This window comes from Allobosea sp. GW823-FHT02B03, from assembly GCF_058797755.1.
In genome coordinates, this window is record NZ_JBXAJY010000008.1 from 81598 (window position 1) to 106642 (window position 25045).

At 68.9% G+C, this 25045-nt stretch carries 6 protein-coding genes; all 6 read left to right on the forward strand.

Annotated elements, in window-relative coordinates; genetic code table 11:
• Positions 1-46: 46 nt before the first annotated feature.
• The 6 genes from AC1REK_RS25245 (at position 47) to AC1REK_RS25270 (ending at position 25028) form a co-directional block, all read left to right on the forward strand.
• Positions 47-1402 (forward strand): sugar porter family MFS transporter, encoded by a 1356-nt coding sequence (locus tag AC1REK_RS25245; protein WP_492269896.1) that lies wholly within the window; start codon positions 47-49, stop codon positions 1400-1402.
• A 383-nt stretch (positions 1403-1785) separates the two neighbouring features.
• The gene (locus AC1REK_RS25250) at positions 1786-2379 is read left to right on the forward strand and encodes a TetR/AcrR family transcriptional regulator (RefSeq protein WP_492269897.1); all 594 of its coding nucleotides are present in this window, start codon (positions 1786-1788) and stop codon (positions 2377-2379) included.
• Positions 2380-2489: 110 nt separating this feature from the next.
• Positions 2490-3428 carry a hypothetical protein gene (locus tag AC1REK_RS25255; RefSeq protein WP_492269898.1) on the forward strand — a complete coding sequence of 313 codons (939 nt, stop codon included), beginning with the start codon at positions 2490-2492 and terminating at the stop codon, positions 3426-3428.
• Entirely contained in the window at positions 3422-4783 is a 1362-nt protein-coding gene (locus tag AC1REK_RS25260; protein WP_492269899.1) for an MFS transporter, read from the forward strand. The genes AC1REK_RS25255 and AC1REK_RS25260 overlap by 7 nt, the downstream gene beginning before the upstream one ends.
• A gap of 372 nt (positions 4784-5155) precedes the next feature.
• Positions 5156-5737, forward strand: coding sequence for an invasion associated locus B family protein (locus tag AC1REK_RS25265; RefSeq protein WP_492269900.1), 582 nt, complete (start codon positions 5156-5158; stop codon positions 5735-5737).
• Position 5738: 1 nt separating this feature from the next.
• On the forward strand, positions 5739-25028 hold the full coding sequence (locus tag AC1REK_RS25270) for a leukotoxin LktA family filamentous adhesin (RefSeq protein WP_492269901.1): 19290 nt from the start codon (positions 5739-5741) through the stop codon (positions 25026-25028).
• The last annotated feature ends 17 nt before the right edge of the window (positions 25029-25045 follow it).

Below are 25045 nucleotides of genomic sequence, written 5' to 3' on the forward strand. Positions count from 1 at the left end.
GAAACAGAGCAGCAAATCCGGCCTTTAGTTTTGGAAAAGATCTGAAATGATTGGAAATAACTGGATTTTCAGGTCTATTAGCCCAATTCAGTTGATTTTGACTCTAATTTTAGCGAGCGGAATAGCATTCGGATTTGGAATAACATCTGTCTCTGGCGTACTGGATATTATAAAGCCAGAATTTGAACTTTCGGAGATCGGCGAACAATTTGTCGTCGGAATTCTGGTCCTCGGTTGCTTCGTCGGTGCCGCCATAGCAGGGCCGATCTCGGCCCGCTGGGGCAGAAGACGAACGATCATGCTGGCGGTTGTACTCGGCGGACTCGGCTATACGCTGATCCTGGCTGGGATCGGCTTCGGCGGCCTGCTGGTCGGGCGCAGCCTTGCCGGGCTCTGCATCGGCCTGATCTCGATGGTGGTGCCGATGTACGCGGCCGAGACGACGCCGGCGCAGCGCCGCGGCGCCGTGGTCTCGATGTTCCAGCTCGCGATCACGCTCGGCATTCTCGGCGCCTATGGCACGACCCTCGCCTTCGCCGCGAGCGTGCCCTGGCAAATCCTGCTCGGCGCCGGCGCGCTCCCCCTTGGCCTCGGCCTGCTGGCGATCCTGTTCCTGCCCGAGAGCCCGCGCTGGCTCGCCGCACGGGGTGAACACGCCGCGGTCGAGAAGGCGACGCTCACGCTCGGGCTCGCCGATGAATGGCAGGAGATTCCGGCGGCTCCCGCGCACGCAGACAACCAAAGCGGCACCGCGCTGACTCGCGGCAGCACGGCGGCAGTCCTCGTATTCTGCAGCACGCTTTTCGTGCTGCAGAATCTGAGCGGCATCGACGGCATCCTCTACTATGCCCCCCGCATCTTTCAGGAACTCGGCTTCTCGGCCGGGACCGCGGCGCTCGCTGCGACCTTCGGCCTCGGACTGGTCAATGTTCTCGCCACGATCGCCGCTATCGCCCTGGTCGATCGCCTGGGTCGCAGGCCGCTGCTGATCATCGGCTCCGCCGCGATGGCGGTCGGGCTCGCCGCCGTGATCCTCGCCTCCCAGCTCGCCTGGCCCTGGGTCGGACTCGCGGGGCTCGCCCTCTTCATCGCGGCCTTCGCCATGAGCCTCGGCCCGCTGCCCTATGTGCTGATGTCCGAGCTGTTCCCGACCGCGATCCGCGAATCCGGCATCGCCGTGGCCTCGGCGACGAGCTGGCTGTTCAACGCCCTGATCGCCTTCACCTTCCTCTCGCTGGTGGCGGCGATCGGCCTTTCCGGAGCGATCGGGCTGTTCCTTGCGGTCTGCCTGATCTCGCTCGGCTTCTGCCTCGCCTTCGCGCCGGAGACGCGCGGTGCCCGGCTCGAGGACATCGAGACAGCAGTGCTCGCGGGGCGGCCGCTGCGGCATCTCGGCAGCTGAAGCGGCTGCATGCCGGCCGCGACCATCGGGCGGCAGAGCGCTCCGGCGAGCTTGCAAACGCCCGGTCCGAGCCCCGGCCATAGCGCGCCTTATCCTGGCTTGAAGGCCCGCAGCCTCCTGGCCGCCTGAGCGCAGTGTTTGACTCCACGCCTTCGTGAGCAAACGGCGGCCGCGCATGTGCTAAATGCGAAGGCAGGCGTCGGGCGCTGGCGCGGCGTCGGAAAGCCCCGAAAAGCAGGTCGGGTATGGCTCACCGACGGAGGGGTTCCCGCAGACGCAGATTGCGGTTCCCGGGCAAATCGGGGCAAGAAGGCGACGCGCTGAGTCATCGCATCGCGTCCCAGCGTCGGGGCGATGATTTGGCGATCAACCGGGCGTCATAGATGGTCACACGCACAGAGCTCGTATCACGGCTGGAACGGGCTTTCCTGGACCACGGGTACGCGCAGCTGACGATGATCACCATCGCCGGGATCGTCGATGTCACGCGGCGGACGCTCTACAACTACTTCAGCAGCAAGGAGGAAGCGTTCCGCTTCCTGATCGAGCAGGCCAATGCGAATGCCGTCGAGGCCGGCATGGCGGCAGGGCGCGCAGCCCTCGCGGCAGGAGACGACGCGGTCGAGATTCTCGCGACCATTCTCGACATCCGCTACGGCGACACGCGGCGGCGGCTGAGCCAGTCGCCGCACGCGATCGAGATCAACGACCAGGCCTTTCGGCGCTGCCGAGACATCATGGTCGGCTCGGCCGTTGCCTTCCAGGCGGAATTGGCGGCGTTCGTCGTGGAGCTGGAGCAGCAGGGTCTTCTGCGTCTCAAGAACGGCATCAGCCCCGAGGATCTGGCGCAGCTGCTCGCCGACGGCGCGCGCGGCACCAATCAGAGTCTGCCGCCGATCGCTCCGGACAGGCTGCACCTTCGCTACCGAGGAATGGTCCGGGCCTTGCTGCACGGCACGATCGAAGGCGAGCGCTGAGACCCTGGAGATTTGCCTGGCACCAATCGCGCCCTCTTCTCAATTTTCACGATATTGTGCAGAATGCCTGAGGGTGGCGGACAAGTGCGGCGTCATCCTGCGGGGGGCCAATGCAGTCTTTGGAGTGGAGGATCGATCGGCTGCTGGCCGATCCGCAGTTTGATCGCGCCATCCATCGCCTGGCCTCCGGCTTCGTGGATGTGCAGGCCGCCGCGCCGCGCCTCGCGTCGCAATTTGCGACGCAGCAGCGCTGGCTGATGTCGCATGCGGCGCTGTCGCGTTATTTTCACGGCCTCCGCTCCGGCAGGCCGGGCTTGTCTCGGGCCGAATTCCTCGAGGAAGCGCTAGGCCATCGGCTGGCGAGCCGCAACACCGCCACGGCCTTCTTCGCCGAAGCGCTGCATTACGGGCTGATCCGGCCAATCGGAGCCTCAGGTCGCGGCTCCGGCCTGGTCGAGCCCGCGCCATCGACATTATGGGCCTTGACCGAGTGGTACGCGCTGCATCTGGCGGCGCTCGATGCGCTCGATGGCGGGGACAGGGTGGAACGCCTGCGAAAGGCGGACCTGATGCTGCTGGCGGAGATGGAATCCGGCGTTGCCGACGGCCTGCTCGGCTGCGAGCTTATTCGAGCCCCGGCGCCGATCTACGCGGTATTCGCCTCGGTGGATGATGGCGGCAGTCTGATGGACCGTCTCATCGTCGGGCTGGATTGGGACGCAGCGCCGGCTCAGGAACAGGCGCTGACCGACGTCACCTCGGTTTCCGCGCTCGCCCGCCGACTTAATCTGTCCCGCACGCACACGGGCAGGACGGTGGCGGCGGCGGCGGCCCTCGGAGGCCTTGGCTGGAGCGGCACGCCAGGGCGCTCGCCGATCTGGCTCTCGAGGCGTTTTCGCGCCGAGTACGCGCAGATCCAGGCGGCGAAGCTCGCGATCATCGGCGCAGCCTTCGACGCAGCGGCGAGAACGCCAGAGCCTGCCTCGCCGACGGCTGCCATCGGAACTCCGGAGATGGTTCACGACCATCCCGATAGCCCGCCATGCTGAGGAAGTCAGAGGAGGCAGAGCCGTCGCCTGACAGCCAGGCGCAGCCCTCGATCGGGGCGCGTCTCGATGCGCTGCCGTTCTGCCGGCTCAGGCTGGCGATCTTCGCGGTCACCACCCTGGCACTGTTTGCTGATATCGCCGAGGTCGCGCTCGGCAATGCGCTCGGCGCGGTCTTCCAGGCGCCGCCGCGCAGCATGACGCGAACCGAGCTTTCGCTGTTCCTCGCCGCGATCTTCGCAGGCGGAGCCGTTGGTGCGCCGGGCTTCGGCCTGCTCGGCGACCGGACGGGCCGCCGCTGCGCTCTCCAGGCGGCACTCCTCGTCGTCGCGATCGGCTCGATCGGCGCTGCCGCCAGCGATGATGCGACCGCCCTGATCGGCTTCCGCTTCCTGTCAGGGCTGGGCATCGGCGCCTGCCCACCGCTGATCGCGGCCTATCTCGCCGACGTCATGCCGCCGCGCTTGCGCGGGACCATGGTCTGCCTTTGTGCGGGCCTCGCCTTTCTCGGTGCCCCCGCCATCATCTTCCTGATGCGCGCGACCACGCCGAGCTTTCTCGGCCTGGAGGGCTGGCGCTGGGCGCTGGGCTCCGGAGCCATCCTCGCCGTCGTCGCCGCTGCGCTGCTGAGCCTTTTGCCTGAATCGCCGCGTTGGCTGGCCGCGGCCGGTCGCCTCGGCGAGGCCGAGGCCGCTCTGCGCCGCTTCGGTGGGCGGAAGCACGACGCCGCAGTGGTATCGGTTCAGCCGAGTACCTTCGCCTCGGCGGCCGACACGCGGGAAACGCTGACCGTCGGAAAGCGTCTGCTGCTGCTCTGCACGCTTTATGCGCTCGCCCCCTGGGCGACGATCGGCTTCCCGCTGATGAGCGGCGCGGTCATGGTCCAGAAGCAGTTCAGCATCAGCGATTCCGTGGTCGCGGCCGGGCTGATCATGTTCGGGCCGGTGATCGGCAACCTGCTCATGGCCCTCGTGATCGACCGGATCGGCCGCAGGGCTAGCCTGATCGCCAGCGCCGTCGCAATGATCCTGCTGGGGCTGGGCTTCGCGGCCGCGACCGAGTTCGTCACCCTGATCGGGATCGGCATCGCGTTCGCGCTGTGTACCGCCATCTATGCGAGCGTGCTCGGCGTCTATGCGGCCGAGATCATCCCGACGGCCCTGCGCTCCTCGCGGACCTCACTGGCATGGGGCATCGGGCGGCTCGTTTCGGTCTTCGTGCCGCTGGTGTTCTTCGCGCTCATCCACCAGATCGGGCTTTGGGCGATGTTCGGGTTGATCGCGGTTGCACTTGGTCTCAGCGCCGTACTGATCGCCAGCGTGGGGGCACGGGGCCGCTCGCAGCAGCCCGTCGCGTAAGCTTGCGGATGGGCGCAGATCCCCTTCGGCCGGCGAGCGAGCCCACCGGTCGACGTCGACCGAGATCACTACCCTGGGTTGATGTCGGCGCATCCGAGTGATCGGTGCATGTGACCATTTTTGAAACGCGTATTGCACATGAGAGAGCAATCTGAGAATTTTTGACCGTTCATCGGGAGGCGGGATCGCCTCGGCGCAGGTCTGCCTGATTTCCAATCTGCCGCCATTGATGGCCGCGGGCTGCGCCGAGAGACGCGAATTTCCTTGATGCACAGCCGTTCCGGCGCGCTGCCGGAATGGTGGGGGGCTGTGTCGAGGTGTGACGTGAAGGCGAAGCGATTGATGTCCGGCTGGGCGAGGCTCGGCCTGGCCATGACCATCTCAACCGGCTCGGCCTACGCTCAGCCTCTTCCTCCCAAGCCCGTCCGGCCGCCCGCACCCGCAGTGGCGACGGCGCAGCCTGTCGCCCAACCAGCCGCACCGGCGGTATCGCCGGAGCCGAGCAGCACCACGGCGAGCTTCGGCGACTGGACGCTGCGATGCCAGCGCATCGCCGACGCGGCCAAACCGATGCGGGTCTGCGAAGTCGCGCAGATCCTGCAGGCGCAAGGCCAGCAGGCTCCGATCGCACAGATCGCGCTCGGGCGGCTCGCGAATGACGAGCCCGTGCGGATCACGGCGGTGATGCCGGTCAGCGTCTCCTTCCCCGGCAGCGTGCAGATCGTCATGGGCGAGAAGGACGCCAAGCCGGTCGACCTGCCCTGGCGGCGCTGCCTTCCGACCGCCTGCTACGCCGATGCCGCGCCGGGCGACGACGCCCTGAAGCAATGGCGCAAGGCGAGCGAGCAGGGCCGGATCCTGTTCAAGGACGCGGCCGGCCGCGAGCTTGCCCTGCCGCTTTCCAGCCGTGGCCTCGATCAGGCGCTCGACGCGCTCGCGAAGGAGCGCCTCTGACATGTCGAAGCGTCGCTCGCTCCGTCCGCCCACGGCCATCGCGCCGCGCGCAGTCGGCCCCCGGCAGCGCGACGCATTCGCGCCGCGGCCGCGCTCGGTCCTGGCGGCTTGGCGGGACCGTTGCCTGGTCGGCCAGGCGATGGCGCTGGCGCTCTGGAATGTACCGGCCTTCGCTCAGAACATCATCACGCCGGACGGGCGCACCCAGACCAATGTCTCGGTCAATGGCACCACCACGACGATCACCACGCAGACGGTCTCGGGTGGAGCCGGCTACAATTCGTTCTCCCGCTTCGAGCAGGGCGCTGGCACGACCGTCAACATGCACCTGCCGCAGAACACCGGCGCGCTGGTCAACATCGTCCGCGACGGACCCGTCGTCATCAACGGCATCCTGAATTCGTATCGCAACGGCCAGATCGGCGGCCATGTCTACTTCTCGGATTCCGCCGGCTTCACCGTCGGCCCGAGCGGCGTCATCAATACCGGCCAGTTGACCGTCAACACGCCGACGCGGGCGTTCCTCGACCAGGTGATCGGACCGAACGGCACCGTCAACGAGACGATGGCGGCGCGCTTGCGGGCGAACGACGTGCCGATCTCGCCCGATGGGACGATCACCATCGACGGCCGGATCAATGCGCGCCGCGGCGTCAGCCTGAACGGCCACACCGTCAGCGTAGCCGGTCAGATCAACGCCAACACCGCCGCGGTCGATATCGGCGAGCGTCGCCGCCAGCACCGGGCAGCCTTCTCGCAGAGCGTCAACACCGCAGGTCTCCAGCAGGGCGGCGCCATGGTCGCGCGCCGGGGCGGCGGCATCGAGATCGTCGCGGCCGGAACGGCCTCGATTTCCGGAACGCTGAACGCCAAGGCCACGGCGCGCCGTCCGGCCGGCTCCGTCGCCATCCGCTCCGGCAAGGGCACCTCCATCGCCGCGACTGCGCGCATCGACGCCACGGGCAGCGCACCCGGCGCCAACTCCGGAGCTTCGGCATCTGGCCAGCCGAGCGTCAACACGGCGGATGGCGGCACGGTCTCGATCCGCTCGGCGGGGCCGATCTCGATCGCGCGCGGCGCCGTGATCGATGTGAGCGGCGCGCATTCGGTCGCGGCCAAGGGCGGCTCGGCCGTGATCTTCGCCGACACCAACCTCGACGTGCAGTCAGGAGCGATCTTCCGCGGCACTGCCGGCATCACCGGCGATGGCGGCTTCCTCGAGCTCAGCGCGAAGAACACCGTCACGCTCGGCGCTATCGATGTCGATCTGTCGGCACGCAGCGGCAAGGCTGGCCTGCTCTATATCGATCCGACCGATATCGTGATCGGAACCGGTGGCAGCGCCAACATGATCACCAACGGCACCCATGTGTCGCTGGAAGCCACGAACAGCATCACCATCCTCGGCGACGGGATCATCGACACCCGCAATTTTAACCGTAGCGCCAATGGCGGCGTGCTCTCGGCGGCGAATCCCAGCCTGGGCAGTTCCGGCAACATCACGCTCACCGCGCCGAACATCGAGGTCCGCGGCAAGCTGCTGGCCGGGGTCAGCGCCGGCAGCAGTTTTCTCGCTGGCGACGTGACGCTCGACGCGACGACTTCGCAAACGCTGATCGGCGGCCGCGCCAGCGCGAGCTCGACCATCGATATCTACGGCACGATCACCGGCCGCGACGTTCTGCTGAAGGCGGATGCCACGGCGGTCGCGTCCTATATCGATCCCTCGGCGGGTCCGCTGGTCGCGCTGGCGGCTCAGACCGTCGCCGGCGCCGCGCTCGGCCTGAACGGCGGCTATGTCGGCAGCAGCATCACCAGCCGGGTCCAGATTGCCGACGGCGCGACGATCGAAGCGACGCGCGACGTCGGCATCACCGCCAAGGGTCGGCAGGAAGCCTCGCTGCCTGCGATCACGATCACGGGCAGCAACGTCTTCGGCGGGGCGGTCTCGATCGGCGAGATTTCCGGCACCGTGACGGCCGACATTGCTTCGGGCGCCACGATCAACGTCGGGCGCAATCTGGCGGTCACGGCCGAGAACGACGTCAAGCTCGGGGTCTCCGCCATCTCCGTCACCGTCGGCACCGCGCTCGCGGCGGCGACGGTCGCCTATGGTAATGTCGACGTCACCACCTCGGCCAAGATCCATTCGGGCGCGACGATCACCACCGGCGCCCTCACCAACGTCAGCGTCACCGCGCTCAACACCAATTCCTTCTCGACCTCGGCCAACTCCATCGCCGCCTCGGGCGGCGTCGCCGGCGCTTCGATCGCCTATTCCGACTACAAGGCGCAAGCCGAAGCCCTGCTCGGCGCCTCGCTCGGCACGAGCGCGAGCAAGGTGAAGAGCATCACCGTCTCGGCCGTCTCCGACACCACCAAGAACGCCACCAGCGCCTCGACCACCGTCGGCGACAACCTGATCTTCAACGCCGGCCCGAGCGGAACGACCGTCTCGACCCTGCTCAGCCAGCTCTTCGGCAAGCTCTCGAGCGGCTCGTCGAGCGTTCCCGTCAAGGCCGGCAGCGCCATCGCCATCGCCGACAGCAGCCTCGGCGCCAGGGCCGCGATCGCTGCCGATCCGGGCTCGACGGCGCCGATAACGCTCCATTCCGACGGCAACGTCGTGGTGGCGAGCCGCCAGTCCGATTTCGGGGTGCGCCTGATCGCCGACAGCTCGATCAACTCGAACTCGAAGGATCCGACGAGCGCGCAGCCCGAGGCGCAGGTCTCGCTCTCATTCGGCATCGGCGTCGGCAATTACGCGCACGACTCCACGGCCTTCATCGGCTCCGGCGTGACGGTCAACGCCTTCCGGGTCGGCGTCGGCGCGACCAACGAGATGCCGATCTCGAACACCTGGACCAACTGGGCGGGCCCCCTCGAGGTCGTCTCGCACCTCAACGGCAATCTCGGCGTCGTCAACAACATCATGACGAGCTACGCCAACGCCAGCTCGCAATCCCAGCAGCTCGGCCTCGCCGGCTCGGTCAGCTATTTCCGCGTCGACAACGAGACCTCTGCCTATGTCGCCAGCGGGGCGACCCTCAACACGACGGCGTCGGCCACGCCCTGGACGAAGACGCTGGCCGACGGCCATGTCCAGAACTGGGGCAACGCCGTCAGCGTCGTCGCCGAGACCAAGGTGCACAGCATCGATGGCGGCGGCAATTTCGGCCTGACCGGCGGCCTCAATGGCGGCGCGGGCTCCGCGGCAGGCGGTGCCCTCCTCAACATCGGTCGTGCCAGCAGGACGGTCGCCGCCATCGCCGATGGCGTGACCATCACCACGTCCGGGCTGGACGTGAAGGCCACGACGACGGACGAGATGTACGTGATCGTCACCTCCTCGGGCAGGGCGCAGGGCGCCGCGCTGAGCGGCATGGTGGGTCTGGCGAATCTGAACAACCAGACCCTGGCCTCGATCAGCAACCGCGCCTTCATCACCGCCGATGTCGTGACCGTCAAGGCGGAGCAGTCCGTCTCGGTGCTGTCGGTCAGCGGCGGGATCGTCGGGGCCAGCACCGGTGGCAGCAGCGCCGGCGTATCCGTCGGCCGGATCAACGCCACCACGGTGACGCGCGGCTATATCGGCGACAATTCCGGCGACTTGTCCGATGATCGCCTGCGCGGCGCCGGGACCACGCCCGGCCGTATCGTGACGGATTCGCTGAGCGTCCAGGCGGCGACCACCGGGTGGCTGTCGGCGGCCTCGGTCGCGGCGGCGATCGTCGACGGCACGATGGACTTCGTCACCGACGACCCGTTCTTCACGGTCGTCTCGGCCGCCAGCGCGTCGCAGGGCGGGGGAAAGCCGTCCTTCGCCCTGGCCGGCAGCGCCGCTGTCGCCTCGACCCAGCTCGGCACCTCGGCCTGGATCGACCGCGCCAGGATCGAGGCCAAGACGAGCTCGGTTTCCACGGCCGTCGCTGCAGTGAACTCGACCATCCTCGAACTGGGCTCGGGCTCCGCCGCGATCAATCTCACAGGCAGCGGACAGGGCACGAGCGCGGCCCTGGCCGGCGCGATCGCCTTCGCCAAGCTCGACAACAGCACCGACGCCCGGATCAGCCACTCATCCCTCACGGATATCGGCAATACCAGCGTGCAGGCGCTGGCCGGCGGGCGCGCCACGGTCGTCGGGCTCGGCCTGGCCGGCTCGGCGGGCGGGAACGCCGCCGCGGCCATGTCGGTGGCGCTTGGGCTGGTGACGAACCGCGTCTCGGCCTCGATCGCCGATTCCGCGCTGGTCGCACCGACGAACCCCTGGGTATCGAATCTCGTCACGGTCGACGCCTATCAGACGACCGATATCGGCATCGGCGGCGGCGCTGCCTATGCCGGCGCCAAGAACGGCGTCGGCATCGCGCTGACCTATGCCGAGATCCGCGATCCCGATGGCGAGGACGCGGTCAGCGCCAAGGTGACGCGCTCCACGCTCACCGGCGCCGACCGGCTCCAGGTCAGGGCGACCAATGCCAGCCGCATCATCTCCTCGGCCATCACGGCCGGCCTCGGCGGCAACGGCCTCGCCGGCTCCTTCGTCATCAACCGGGTCACGCCGACGACGAACGCGGCGATCTCGGGCCTCAGCGGGACGCTCGCGACGATCTCGGTCTCGGGCGACGTCGTGGTGCTCGCCGATGGCAGCCGGATCGGCGTCTATGACGATATCATCCGTGGCCGCCAGGCCGTCTCCGCAGCCAACCGGTCCGAGGTCGACTTCTCCGGCGCGGCAGCCAACGAAGGCACGGCCATTGCCGAAGGAGCGGCCGTCCTGGCCATCGTCGGCGCCCTGCAGGGCGGGGACAACAATGTCGGCGTCTCGGTGCTCAGCAACACGATCGCCCAGTCGCATATCGCGGCGATTGACTTCGCCACGGTCACGGCCGACGGCGACGTCAGCGTCGTAGCCCGGGACGGGGCGACGCTGACCGGCATCGCGGTCGGCCTTGGCATCGCGACCGGCCAGTTCGCCGGCGTCGCCTCCGTCGCGCACCAGACGATCGACAACGTCATCAGAGCGCGCATCAGCGGCGGCAGCATCACGAGCCGCGACGTCGCCGTGCAGGCTCAGGCGGCATCGGAGATCGAGGGCAGGGCCGGCACGCTCGCCGGCAGCACGGGTACCGCCGCCGTCGGCCTCTCGATCGTCGACAGCAGCATCGCCAACGATGTCGCCGCGGGAATCAGCGGAACGCAGATTCGCGCCTCGGGCGATGTCGTGCTCGCCGCCGGGTCGACCGCAACGATCGACACGGTCGCTATAGGCCTCGCCATGGCGCGCAATGTCGGGCTTGCCGGTTCGGTCGCCAACAACAACGTCGCCACCGATATCGGCGCGACGATCACGGGCGCCGATATCATCGCCGGCAACAATCTCGGCGTGTTCGCGGCCAATACCGACCGGATCACCGTCTCGGCCGGCGCGCTCGGCGTGACAGCAGCGTCCCCCGGGCTAGCCGGCGGCGTCTCCGTCGTCGACAACACGGTCGGTGGCGACACGATCGCCAGGATCGAAGGCAGCACCGTCGATGCGCGGGCCGGCGGCACCGGTTCCCTGAGCTATACGGCTGGCCAGCTTCTCACCGCTTTCGACCTCATTACCGCCAACAGCCCGAGCGCGGCACAGCCCTCGCTCGCAATGACCGCGCGCAGCATCCATGGTCTCGGGGTCGTCGCGACGTCACAGCAATCCGTGCTGGCGAACGCGGTCACCGGCGGCGTCGCCGCTTTCCCGATCACCGGCGCGGTCGCGATCGTGCCGATCCGCAATGTGCTCGGCGGCAGCACCAGCGCGACGATCGATGCGAGCCAGGTCGATACCCGGCTGACCGGAACGGGCAGCACCGCGATCGCCGTCGAGGCGGCGAGCCATTCCTATGCCGCGACCTTCATCAACGTCGGCGCGGTCGGCGGCGTCGCCGCCGCGGGAGCCAACACCAGCAACATCATGAAGCGCAGCACCAGGGCTGCGCTGACGAACTCGACCACCGGCACGACGACGCCCGGCTATGGCGGCGGCGGCGTCAGCGCGCTCGATGTCGCTGCGAACGCCTCTCAATCGGCGGCGAGCAATGTGACCGGTTTCGCTCTCGGCTTCGGCGGCGCCGCTGCGTTGGGCGTCGTCAACACCTTCGCGGCCTCGACGAGCGCCGCGCTCGACCAGGGTCTGGTCACGGCCGGGCGGGTCGGCGTTACCGCCGACAGCCGCAACGGCTTCCACGCCCAGACGGTTGCAGTCGCTGCCGGCGGCGTCGCTGCGGGCAGCGCTTTCATCGTCGGCACCAGCAAGAACGCGACGCTGGCGACGATCGGCGGCGGCTCCGGCCAGACCGTGCTCAACCTCAATGGCGGCCTCGCTGTCGCGGCCACGAGCCGAAATACCTTCACCACGCTCGCGACCGGTGGTGCCGCAGGTGGCTTTGCCGGAGTCGCCGGCATGGTCAGCTTCGTCGATGTCGACAACGAGACGCGGGCGGGGCTCTATGGCGCGCGGGTCACGACCCGGCCGGATGCGATGCAGACCGTCGGCAGCGTCACCAGTGCGGCCGGTATCAGCGTCACCGCTTTCGAGACGACGAACATCACGCCGAAAACCGCCGCGGGAGCGAATGGCAGCTTCGGCGCCGGCGCAGCCGCCAACATCGCGAGCCTCGACAGCAGCGTCCAGGCCGACATCCAGGGCTCGACCCTGGTCGCACCGGGCACGGTCTCGGCCTCCGCCACCTCCGAACGCACGGTCAGCGCCGAAACGATTACCTATGGCATCGGCGGCTCCGTCGGTATCGGCGCTTCGGTCGCACTGATCTCGGTCGGCACCGGGACGCCGTCCGCGGCGCAAGGCGAGCTCACTTCGGGCGGGGGCGGCACGCTCTCCCGCATCGGCCAGCTCACCGCCGGCAACAACGATCTTGTCCTGAGCGCTGCCGGGCTCGCCAGCTATCGCAGCTATCGAGGCGCCGCTGGTGCAGCCATGAGCGAGAGCGCCCTGCGCGACGCCGCTCAGACCGACTACAATGAGCTGCTGGCCAATGGCACGGTTTCCAGCGGCACGCTGACCTTGAGCAATGCCGGGGTCGTCGCGCTACGCAGCGCCGCGGCGAGCGCGCTCGGCATCCCAGACCCGGACGCAGACCAGGTGCGCGGCTGGGCGGCTTCCCGCTATGCAGCGCTGCAGAGCGGAGCGGTCGGCTATCTGCTCAGCGATGCCGGCGTCAGCGCCTATCGGACACGCGTCACCGCGACGACGCCGGATGCGAGCGATGATCAGATCCGCAGCGCCGCCAACGACGCCTATGCCCGCCTGCTCGCCAACGGCACCGTCAGCAGCGGCGTCCTGACGCTGTCCACGGCCGGCATCGACGCCTATCGGGCCGAAGCAAATGCCGACCTCGGCCGCACGGCGACCGATGCCGAGGTGCGCAATTACGCGGCCCAGCAATATGGTTTCTTCACGGCCAGTCGCAGCCGCATCGCTGCGCCGACCGCGCAGAGCGCTGCCGCACTGCTCGAAAGCACCGGCTCGGCGACCAGCGCCAGCGTGAGCGGCGGCAGCATCACCAGCGGCGCCGTCGCCGTCTCGGCCCTGTCGAAGACCACGACCAGCAACATCGCCAGCGGCGTCGGCGCCGGCGGCGCAGCGGGCGTCGGTGCGGCGACCGCCTATACCGATGTCGGCGACAAGGTCTCGGCGCGTCTCGACCAGATCAGCGTGACCACCGGCTCCATCGCCGTGACGGCCAGCTCGACCGACGGGACCGGCTCGGCCGCCCGGATCGAGGCGCGTGCCGGAGCGGGCGGGCTTGCCGCGGCGGCCGGCGCCGCCGTCGCGAAGGGGACGCTCAAAAACGAGGTCAAGGCGACGCTCGGCGGAACGCTGGCGGTAACCGGGGCGACCAGCGTCAATGCGAGCAACAGCCAGACCGGCCGCTCGGACGCCTTCGGCGCCACGGTTGCCGGCGGCCTCGCGCTCGGCATCTCGCTCGCGTCGAGCGAGGCCAAGAGCGATGTGGAGGCGCGGTATGCCGGTGGTTCGAACCTGACCGGGACCGGCCTGACGATCGACGCACTGAGCACGGGAGCGGCCCATGCCGCAGCCGTCGCCGGCGCCGGCGGCCTGCTCGCTGCCGGTTCGGGCGCCGAGGCCAAGGCGAGCGACACCACCAAGGTCACCGCCGTGATCGGCGCCGGAGCGCGGGCGAATGTCGGCACCGGCACGATCACCGTGTCGGCGACCGCCTCACCCGATGCGAAGGCCGCAGCCTTCGGTGTCGCGGTGGCGGGCGGTCTCGCCGTCGGCGCCGCCGTCGCGGAGGCAACGGTCGGCGCGACGGTCAGGTCCGAGATCGAGCGCAATGCCAGCCTGATCGCCAACCAGTTAACCGCCGGCCTGCTCTCGGTCACGGCGACCGGCTCGGTGTTCGGCACAGCCGCCGGCGACGCCGTCAGGCTGTCGGACGCGACCTCCGGCTTCGGGCGTGGTGGCTACTCGGCTGCGGCCTCCGCGGTCGCCGGCTCGGGCGCCTACTATGTCAGCGCCGTCGGCACCGATGCGAAGGCGCTCAACACCACATCCGTGACCGCCTCGATCGGCGACTATATCGGCCTGTCGTCCGGCTCGGTCACCATCAGCGCGACCAACACCACGCTCCAGGCGGCCAAGGCGACCGGCATCACCGTCGCCGGAACGGCGGCGATCGGCAGGATCAATGCCCAGGCCGACGCGGTGACGACGACGACGGCCTCGTTCGGCGCCTCCTCCAGCATGGCCGGGAGTGGCACCGGCCGCTTCACCCTCACCGCGACCGGAGAAGACACGCAGATCGCGCGGGCCGAGGCCGGCAGCGGCGGCCTCTATGCCGGCTCCGGCGCCGAAGGCTCGACCTCCAATACCTCGGATGTGACCGCCTCGCTCGGCGCCAACGCGGTGATCGTGACCGGCCTCGCGACGATTGGCGCCAGCCATGCGACACGCTATGCGGCGCTGGTCGACAGCCTTCAGGCTGCCGCACTCGGCGCCAGCGCAGCGCGCGCCAAGAACAATGCCAATGTCGATGTACTCACCGAACTCGGTGCCGGCGCGCGGATCACTGCCGCTGGCCCAGGCACGAATGGCTGCTACCTGACGAGCTGCCTGCAGGCGATCTCGCTGACAAGCCGAAACGCCTTCACCCAGCTCGAGCTGGGCGATTCCGTGCGCGCAGCCGCCGGCGGCGGCATCAACGGCGCCGGCGCCACCTCACGGACCGGGATCGACGGCACCTCCAAGGTGGAGCTCAAGGACGGCGTCGTCCTGATCGGCGGCACGAGCCCGACCGCTGCCCCCGGCTCGATCCTGGCCCAGGCCTGGAGCGAGCTTTTCGGCGACGACACCGCCACCCTGACCACCGGCGGCCTGCTGCAGGGCGCGGGGGTGTCGGCGCGCTATCGCGCCGGCTCCGCCCAAAATCCGCTCACGAACACCGTGAAGCTCGGCAATAACGTCGTCCTCACCTCCTTCGGCGCCATCAACCTCGGCACCTATACGCTCGCCGACGTCACGGCGAACGCCTATGTCAGCACCTACGGCCTGGCGGGCGTCGGGCTCGCCGATGCCGACGTCGCCATCCGCACCGACAACAAGGTGCTGATCGGCACGGATTCCGAGCTGATCGGCCTCTACGACGTCAACGTCACCGCTGGCCGAGACGGTGCGGACGCACGCAGGACCACGCTCTCGGGCACGGCGAATGCGCTCGGCTATGTCCGCGGTCTCATCGCCGTTCCCGACGCCGACGCCTCGACCGATTTGCAGCACCATGCCCGCGTCGAGGTCGGCAGCGGCACCAGGATCTCCAGCGCCCAGAATGTCACGCTCGGCGCCTATGAAGGCGTACTCGACGCCGAGGCCGACGGCACCGGCCACGGCTACCAGCTCTATTTCATCCCGGTCACGACCGGTTCGAGCAGCCCGGGCCGGTCGTCGAGCTCCACACTTGTGATGAACGGCACGGCGACGGCCGGCATCTACAACACGCAGCGCATCGAGATCGGCTGCGGCGCCAACGCCTCGGTCCAGTGCGGTCCGAACGAGTCTCCGACGATCAGCTTCGTCAGCGGCGCGCCCGTGACCGCCAGCCTCACTTCGACCTTCGATCCCGTCGCCTATATCAATGCACGCTATGAAGCCGCAGTCGCCGCCACGCTGATCTCCGGCGTCAATGCGGGCCCGGTCAAGGCGATCAGGCTCAGCCAGCTCTATGCGGCGGGCGGCAACGTCTTCGTCAGTGCCGGCACGGTTCAGGGCAACGGCTCGCTCGTCGCCAGGGGCGGCCCGTCGATCACGGTGATCAACCGCAGCAACGCCTATCTCGTGCTCGACGGCGGCGCCTATATCCCGCAGTCGAGCGGGGGGCAGATCATCGGCTCCACCGGGACATTGGCGCGCAGCTCGAACCCCGACGCGACGCCCTCCATCATCATCGACAATGCCTATAGCCGTCCGCTCGACCCGGGCGACAAGGGACCGGCGCTGCTGATCGGCGGCGACATCACCAATCTCAGCGGCCTGGTCTCGATCAACAATACGCTGGGCTCGTTCGGCTTCTCCGGCCAGCGCATCGACTCGCTGCAGTTCAACATCACCGTGCCGAACGGTGTGGTCGCGGTCTCCTCGAACGGGCCGAACGGCATGTACAATGCCGGCGGTTCGCCGCAGGGGGAGTACAATCACGCGATCTACTATCCCGGCGGCACGCCTGGATCGGGTCCGCTCGACGTCAACCAGGCCGTCATCGCCGCAGCCAACGCGCTGGCCACCGCCGCTGGCTACGGCAACAACATCAACTACTTCCTCTATGGCAGGCAGGACGAGGGTGCGACCCGCAACTGGTCGCTGCAGTTCTTCGGAAACTGTGCCGGCTACATCGCCGATTCCGGTGCCAACTGCACCGGCGACTACAATATGGGCCGGGGCATCAATTTCTACGCGCTGCCGACGATCCCGACCTATCGCGAGAGCAATCCGGGCGTGGCGGGAAGCGCCCCCAAGATCTTCGGCGCCCAGGTCGCGATCAAGGCGACGACGATCAACATCAATGCCTCGATCGAGGCGGGGCGGATCACCAACTGGTCGGGAACGGTCGATGCCGGCATGGCGGCCAGCCTGCGGAACCAGCGCCAGTATTACCTCGATCGCGGCTATGTCGAAGTCGGCCTCAAGGAGGCCCTGGGCGGCACTTGGGCGAATGCGGGCGCGGCGCCGGTATACTACGATCTTGTCAACGATCGGCTGGTCCTTTGGGACGTCAATGCCTCCTCGGGCGGCGGCTCGGTGCTGCTCGACGGCCAGATCATCAGCACCAACACGCTCGGCTCCATCAAGATCAATGGCGGCTTCGGCGATGTCAGCCTGAACAACACCTCCGGGCTCGACCTCGTCGTCAACCGCGTCAATACGGGCACCGGCGTCGGAGTCGCCGCGAGCGTCAGCAAGATCACCATCGTCGACCGGCTCATCACCTCCGGGCCGAACACGACGGTCTATGCCTACACGCCCGGCTCGGGCATCGCGAAATACATTACGCATAATGGCGCGCAGCCGATCCTGAGCGGCGCCGGCGCCTCGGTGCCTGTCGAGTTCATCTCCGGCGATCTGACGCGCCACGAGACCGTTGCCGGTACCCGTTACGAGTGGACGCAGCAGGCCCTGCTCCAGAAGGTCGGCCTGACCGAGGACAACCGCAATCAGGCGAACATACCGGGCGTCTATTGGCGCTTCGATTCCGGCACCTCGAGCAATCCCTGGGTCTATGTCGACGCCCAGTCGCCGAGCACCGATCCCGGCGAGGATCCGAGATTCTGGTGGTCCCGCGATGCGCAGGCGCCGAGCGCGGAGCTGGTGTCGGGCCGGGTGGTGACCGGCAAGACCGGTCTCACCCATGTTGGGATGACGCAGGAGATCACGGGCGGCCATCTCAACTTCATCCACAACCAGGCGAGCTATGGCGGCTGCAACGGCCAGGCGATCAACCACTGCGACTACGACTTCGTCGCTAAGGCGGGCGAAACACAGGCAAAATGGGACTACAATTACGCGACCAGGGCCTTCGTCCAGGTCACGACCTCGGTAAAGGCCGACAACCCGTTCGCCATCAGCTTCGCCGGCAACGCGGCCGGGCGCGTCACCATCACCTCGAACAGCTCCGTCCTGCAGAACGGCACCATCGTCAATCCGAGCGGCACGACGACGATCATCGCCTCCGGCGGCAGCTTCACCCAGACGAACAACGCCACGATCCTTAGCAACGACCTGAACCTCAGCGCGCGCGACTCGATCGGTACGCAAACGACGGCGATCAAGGCGACGCTGACCGCGGGCGCGCAGCTCAACGCGACGGCCGGCAGCGGCGGCATCAATCTCGACATCACCGGCAGCGCTCGGGTGGTCGCGCTGCGTGCCGACCAGAACTCCGGCGCCTATGGCGATGTCAGAGTGCAGGCCACCGGCAGCCTCGAGGCCGCCGCCACCGGCGCGCCGCATGTCATCGGCCGCAACATCACGCTGGTGAGCGAGGAAGGGAGCATCGGCTCGACCTCGAACCTCATGCAGATGCGCGCGGTCGCGACGCAGCTTCCGAACGGCAGCCATGTCGACGGCATCGTGAACGTCAGCGCCCGTGGCGATATCGGCATCGCGCAGACCGTCGGCGACCTGCGCGTCGGTCAGATCGCGAGTGCCGCCGGCAATGTCCGCATCGACGTCAATGCCGGCCGGCTCGTCTCGGCTTCGGGCCAGACGGCGGCGCAGGCGCTGAGCGCCGAGCAGCTGTCGCAGGTCTCGCGCGCCCTGAAGCTCACGGCGGCCGACGGCGCGGGGGCGGCGGCTCAAGCCAGCGTCGCGGCCTTCGAGAAGCAGGTGACGCAGAGCTACGGCCTCTACACCGCGCTGATGCGCAATGGCGAGATGAAGCAGCGCACCGTCAACGGTGTCAGCCGGCTCGTCTTCACGCTGAACGAGGACGCGATTGCGCTCTACCAGGCCTTCGCCGACGCGGCCGTGGGCGGCACCGCGACCGAGCAGCAGGTCATCGACTATGCGGAAGGCCGCTACACCGCCTATGCAGGCGTCTTCGAGAAGGCCTATGGCAGCGGCTGGGCGAGCCAGGCGCGCTTCAATCCGGCCACGGCGGAAAACAATTTCAGCTTCAGCGTGGCCGCCTCCGACGCCGCGCCGAACCTCGAAAGCCGGATCGCCGGCGACGCGGTCTGGACCGAGCGCCAGCTCGTCTCGGCGATCAACAAATCGGCACTCGAACCGGCCTCCGGCGTCGTCGGCAACGGCACCGCGCTGGTCATCGGCCGCGACATCACGCTGAACACCGCCGGCAGCATCGGCTCGCTCGCTCCGGACGTTCAGGTCGCGCTGTCGGATATCCGCAACGGCACGATCTCGAACGCCCAGCTCGCTGCGCTTGCGGTCGCGACCACGGCGGGCAGCGTCAAGATCATCGGCCAGAGGCAGGATGGCAGCCTTGTCGAGGTCACGGACCTCAATAATGTCCCCGTCGGGGTCACGCTCAGCCGCGTCGACGTCAAGCAGACCGCCCCGCTCTTCATCAACGCGAGCGGCACCTTCTCGGGCTCGGCCCAGGGCGACGTCTACGTCCAGGCGACCGGAACGCCGCAGGCGGCCGGCGGGACGCTGACCATCGGCCGGATCACGGCGACGGGCACGGTCAGCCTGCAGGCTCCGCAGTCGATCGCGGTCGGGACGCAGGCGGACGGAACGACGCCGCGCAGCCCGGTCCAGATCCAGACCGGGGGCGACCTCGTGCTGGTCGCCGGCGGCGGCAGCATCGGCTCCGCCGCGACGCCCCTGACCTACCAGATCGGCGGCCGGCTGGTTTCGGCCTCGGCGGCGGCCGGCGACGTCCACCTTGTCGCAAAGGGAGGAGACGCGCAGATCGGCCGCGTCTTCGCGTCCGGCACGGCCTCGCTGACGGCGATCGAAGGCGGCATCCAGGGCTACCTGCCGGGTGTCGCGATCTCGGCCCGCTCGATCCTGCTCAACGCAACCGGCAATGCCGGTTCCGCGAGCGCCCGGCTGGGCCTGCAGGTCGGCGCAACCGGCGAGGTCTCGGGACAGATCGGCGGCTCCGCCTGGCTCTCCGCCCCCGCGGTCGGCGGGCAACCAGCCACGCCGTTGCGGATCGGCGAATTCAGCGCCACCAACGGCGTCGACGTGACGGCGGATGACGAAATCCGCATCCTGCGCAATCTGCGCTCCAGCAACGGCGCCGTCTCGGTCAACGGGAACAGGATCGCCATGGCGAGCGGCGCCGACCTCGCCGGAGCTGGCCGTGTCAGCCTCGCCTCAGCGAGCGATATCGAGCTCGGGCGGCTGACGAGCTCCTGGGCTCCCCCCGCCGGCAGCGCGTCGATCCTGATCGCCGCGGCCGGCGCCATTCTCGGCAATGGCGATTCCGGCACGCTGCTCGGCGCCACCGGAGCCGGGGGCATGATCGATCTTCGGGCGGGCACCGGGATCGGCAGCGCAGCCGCGGCACTGACATTCGCCTCGCCGCTCCTCTCGGCAAGCAGCATCACGGGCGATGTCGTCCTCGCCGCATCGGGGACGACACGTGTCGCGAGCCTCGTCGCCAGCTCCGGCGCGGCGGATCTCAGCGCAAGCGGCGATCTGACGGTCGATACGGTGACGACCGGTAGCGGCGCCCACATCACCGCGACCGCCGGCACGCTCGACATCACCGGCCTGACCGCAGGTGCGAGCTCGGCCCTCTCGGCCTCCGGCACGGTCACGCTCGGCGACGCCACGACGACGGCGGGCGATCTCACAGTCACCTCGACGGCCGGAGGGCTGTCGCTGGCCGGGCTCGGCAGCGCCGGCAGGCTGACGCTCAGCGCAGCGACTTCGATCACGGCGACGGGGGCGCTGCTGGCCGGCGGTGCGACGGAAATCACGGCGCAGAACGGCACGCTGACCCTGGCGAGCCTGTCGGCCGGCGGCGCGACCTCGCTCACGGCGACCGGTCTTATCAGCCTGACCAGCGCGACGACCACCATCGGCTCCTTCTCGGCGGTTTCGAGCGGTGCCGGCATCACCGCCGACAGTATCACCGCCGCAACCGGTGCGACGCTGACTGCAGCCGGCCCGATCACGATCACCACCGCCCTCACGGCCGGTGAGGCCGCGAACGTCACGACGACCGCCGGCGCGCTCGGCATCGCCAGCCTGACGGCGGGCGCCAGTTCGGTACTCTCGGCCGCCGGTACCATCACGCTCGGCGACGCGATCACCACGGCGGGCGATCTCACGATCACCTCGACGGCTGGAGGGCTGTCGCTGGCCGGGCTGGACAGCGCCGGCAAGCTGACGCTGACCGCCGCGGCGTCGATCGCAGTGACGGGCGCACTCCACGCTGGCGACACGGTCAACGCCACCGCGCAGAACGGCACGCTGACCCTGGCGAGCCTGTCGGCCGGCGGCGCGACCTCGCTCACGGCGACCGGTCTTATCAGCCTGACCAGCGCGACGACCACCATCGGCTCCTTCTCGGCGGTTTCGAGCGGTGCCGGCATCACCGCCGACAGTATCACCGCCGCAACCGGTGCGACGCTGACTGCAGCCGGCCCGATCACGATCACCACCGCCCTCACGGCCGGTGAGGCCGCGAACGTCACGACGACCGCCGGCGCGCTCGGCATCGCCAGCCTGACGGCGGGCGCCAGTTCGGTACTCTCGGCCGCCGGTACCATCACGCTCGGCGACGCGATCACCACGGCGGGCGATCTCACGATCACCTCGACGGCTGGAGGGCTGTCGCTGGCCGGGCTGGACAGCGCCGGCAAGCTGACGCTGACCGCCGCGGCGTCGATCGCAGTGACGGGCGCACTCCACGCTGGCGACACGGTCAACGCCACCGCGCAGAACGGCACGCTGACCCTGGCGAGCCTGTCGGCCGGCGGCGCGACCTCGCTCGAAGCGACCGATCTGATCAGCCTGGCCAGCGCCACGACCACCATAGGCTCCTTCTCGGCGGCTTCGAGCGGTGCCGGCATCACCGCAGGCGCCATCGCGGCCGCTACCGGTGCGACGTTGACCGCCGCCGGCCCGATCGCGATCACCACCGCCCTCACGGCCGGCGAAGCGGCGAACGTCACGACGACCGCCGAAACGATCACCATCGCCAGCCTGACGGCGGGCGCGAGTTCGGTACTCTCGGCCGCCGGTGCGATCACGCTCGGCGATGCGACCACCACCGCGGGCAACCTCGATGTCACCTCGACCGGTGCCAGCTTGTCGCTCGCCGGGCTCGACGTCGCTGGCGATCTCACTCTGACCGCTGCGACCTCGATCTCAGCGACCGGCTCACTGTTGGCTGGCGGCACGATGGCGATCACGTCGCAGAACGGCGCGCTGATCCTGGCGAGGCTCGAGGCAGGTGGTGCGGCGACGCTCGACGCGACGGGAGCGATTGGCCTCGCCAGCGCGACATCGACGGCCGGCTTCTTCTCGGCGCGATCGCACGGAGCCGGCATCACTGCCGGCACGATCGCTGCGGCGACAACGGCCTCGCTGATCGCGGGCGGTCCGATCGCGATCACCACCGCCCTCACGGCCGGCGAGGCGGCGAACGTCACGACGACCGCCGGAACGATCACCATCGCCAGTCTGACTGCGGGCACGAGCGCCACGCTGTCGGCCTCCGGCACGGTCGCGCTCGGCGAAGCAACCACCGCCGCCGGCGATCTCACGGTCACCTCGACCGGCGCCGATCTGGCACTGGCTGACCTGGACAGCGCCGGTAAGCTGACGCTGACCGCCGCGACTTCGATTACGGCAACCGGCGCACTGCTCGCTGGCGAAGCGATGCAAATCACGGCGCAGAACGGCACGCTGACCCTGGTGAGCCTGTCCGCAGGCGGGGTGACGTCGCTGGAAGCCAACGGTCTGATCAGCCTGACCAGCGCGACCACGACAGCCGGCTCCTTCTCGGCCGTGTCGCGCGGAGCGGGCATCACCGCCGGCACGGTCGCTGCAGCGAGCTCGGCGACGCTGGACGCGGCAGGCCCGATCACGGTCACGACCGGCCTGACTGCGGGTGGGGCGGCAAACGTCGCCACCTCGGCCGGCTTTCTCGACCTCGTCAGCCTGCGAGCAGGCGCGAGTTCGACGCTTACGGCCTCGGGCTCGGTCACGCTCGGCAACGCCGCGACGACCGCGGGCGATCTTGCGGTCTCCTCGACCGGCAGCAACCTCGCCCTCGCGGGACTGGATATCGCCGGGGACCTCACCCTGACCGCCGCGACTTCGATCACGGCGACAGGGCCGCTGCTGGCTGGCAGGGCGATGAGCATCACGGCGCGGAACGGTGCACTGACGCTGGCGGCTTTGTCGGCGGGCGGTGCGACCACGCTCGACGCAACCGGAACGATCAGCTTCAGCCGCGCGGCGACCTTGGCAGGCCCCTTCTCGGCCCAGTCGCACGGAGCGGGCATCACGGCCAACTCTATCGCCGCCGCGGCTGCAGCGTCGCTGAACGCGGCTGGGCCGATCGCGATCACCACCAGCCTGATCGCGGGCGGGGCGGCGAACATCGCGACGACGGGCACACTCGACATTGCCAGCCTTCAGGCAGGTGCGAGCTCGTCCGTTTCGGCCTCGGGCATGGTCTCTCTCGGCGATGCCACGACGACGGCGGGCGATCTCGCGATAACCTCCACCGGAGCAAGTGTGAGAGCGACGGCCCTTTCCGCCGCCGCGAACCTAACCCTCGCCGCCGCCGGCTCGATCGAGGCCGGAGCGCTCACGGCCGGCGGCCAAGCCACGGTCGAAGCCGGTGGTCATGTGCGCCTGGCACATCTCCACAGCGGCGACGGCGGATTGTCGATCGCGGCGGCGGCCATCGACGCAGGCAGGCTGCAATCGGGCACGACGCTCGCGTTGCTGGCTTCGGGGCCCGTCCTTCTCGGCTCTGCCGATGCGGGCACGGACCTCTTAATCCGCTCCTCGGCGGGCACGATTTCCGCCACCGGCGTGAAAGCCGGGCAAGCGGTTTCGATCGATGCGGCAGACGCCCTGGCTCTCGGCAGCGTCGCGGCGGGACGGGGCGGCATCGTCGCGATCTCCCGCAGTGCCGGGATCGCGGCCGGCGATCTGCGCAGCGGCGGCACTGCCACGCTTGCCGGCTTCGGCTCGGTTTCCGTCGAGCGCCTCTCTGCGCTGGATACGACGGCGACGGCCTCGACCGGCTCGCTGGCGATCGCGACGCTGGACGCGACCGGTTCGGTGCTACTCCGCGCGGGCGCCGGCCTCTCCGTCGGTCGGCTGACGAGCACGGGGACAGCGGACGTACAGGCACTCAACCGCATCACGATCGGCACGCTCCTGGCCGGCGGGGACATCCGCCTGACTTCGACGGGCGGCGATCTGGCCGTCTCGACGGCGCGCGCGAGCGCCTCTGCAATGCTCACGGCGGCCACCGACATCGAGGTCGGCACGATCACTGCCCGGGATGCCCTGACGCTGCTGGCCGGGCGCAGCGGCCAAGGCTCGATCAGCCTCGATCACGGTGCGGCGCAGCGCCTTGCCGGCGCTGCTCCGGACCAGCTCCGGCTCGGCCGCTTCAGTGCCGGCGAGAGCATCGTCGTGATGGGCACGCGCATCGTCGCCGATATCGTTCAAGGCGCCGGCAGTGGCGTACCGCTCGCGCTCGATATCAGCGGCTTCCGCGGCCGCAGCGCCGAGCGCGTCGATCTGGCGGTCGAGGCCGGGAGTTTCAGGTCCAGCCGCTTCGACGCGATCGACGCGCGCCTGACCACGACCGCGGATCGGCTGCGCATCGAGGAGGCGTTCATCCCCGGCACGCTGGCGCTGACGACACCGCACATGAAGGTCCTCGCCGACAACCGCACCCTGACGCCGGACTTCGGCTATGACGTGCAGCTCTTTTCGAGGAGCCGTCCCTTCTACCTCGACCTCGACCACAACAAGCTGACGACGAATGCCTACATCCTCCGTTTCGACTCCGACGTCGCGCAGATCCCACCTTCGGTTGGCGGCTCGCTGACCCGCGAAATGGCTCGGCTGGGCGCCTGGCTGACCTCGTCCGCGGATGTGCCCGATGATCTTCCCGCCGGCCTGAAGGGAAACTGGCGCGGCTTCTGGAACGGCGGCGGCGCGGGAGAGTGGAGCAACGGCCCGTTCGGGCGTCCTCGCGGCTTCGTCTTCCCGGCCGATCCGGGCAGGCCGCCCGTCAATCTGGACGAGACAGAGGACCGGCCTTGAGGACAGCACGGCGCGGG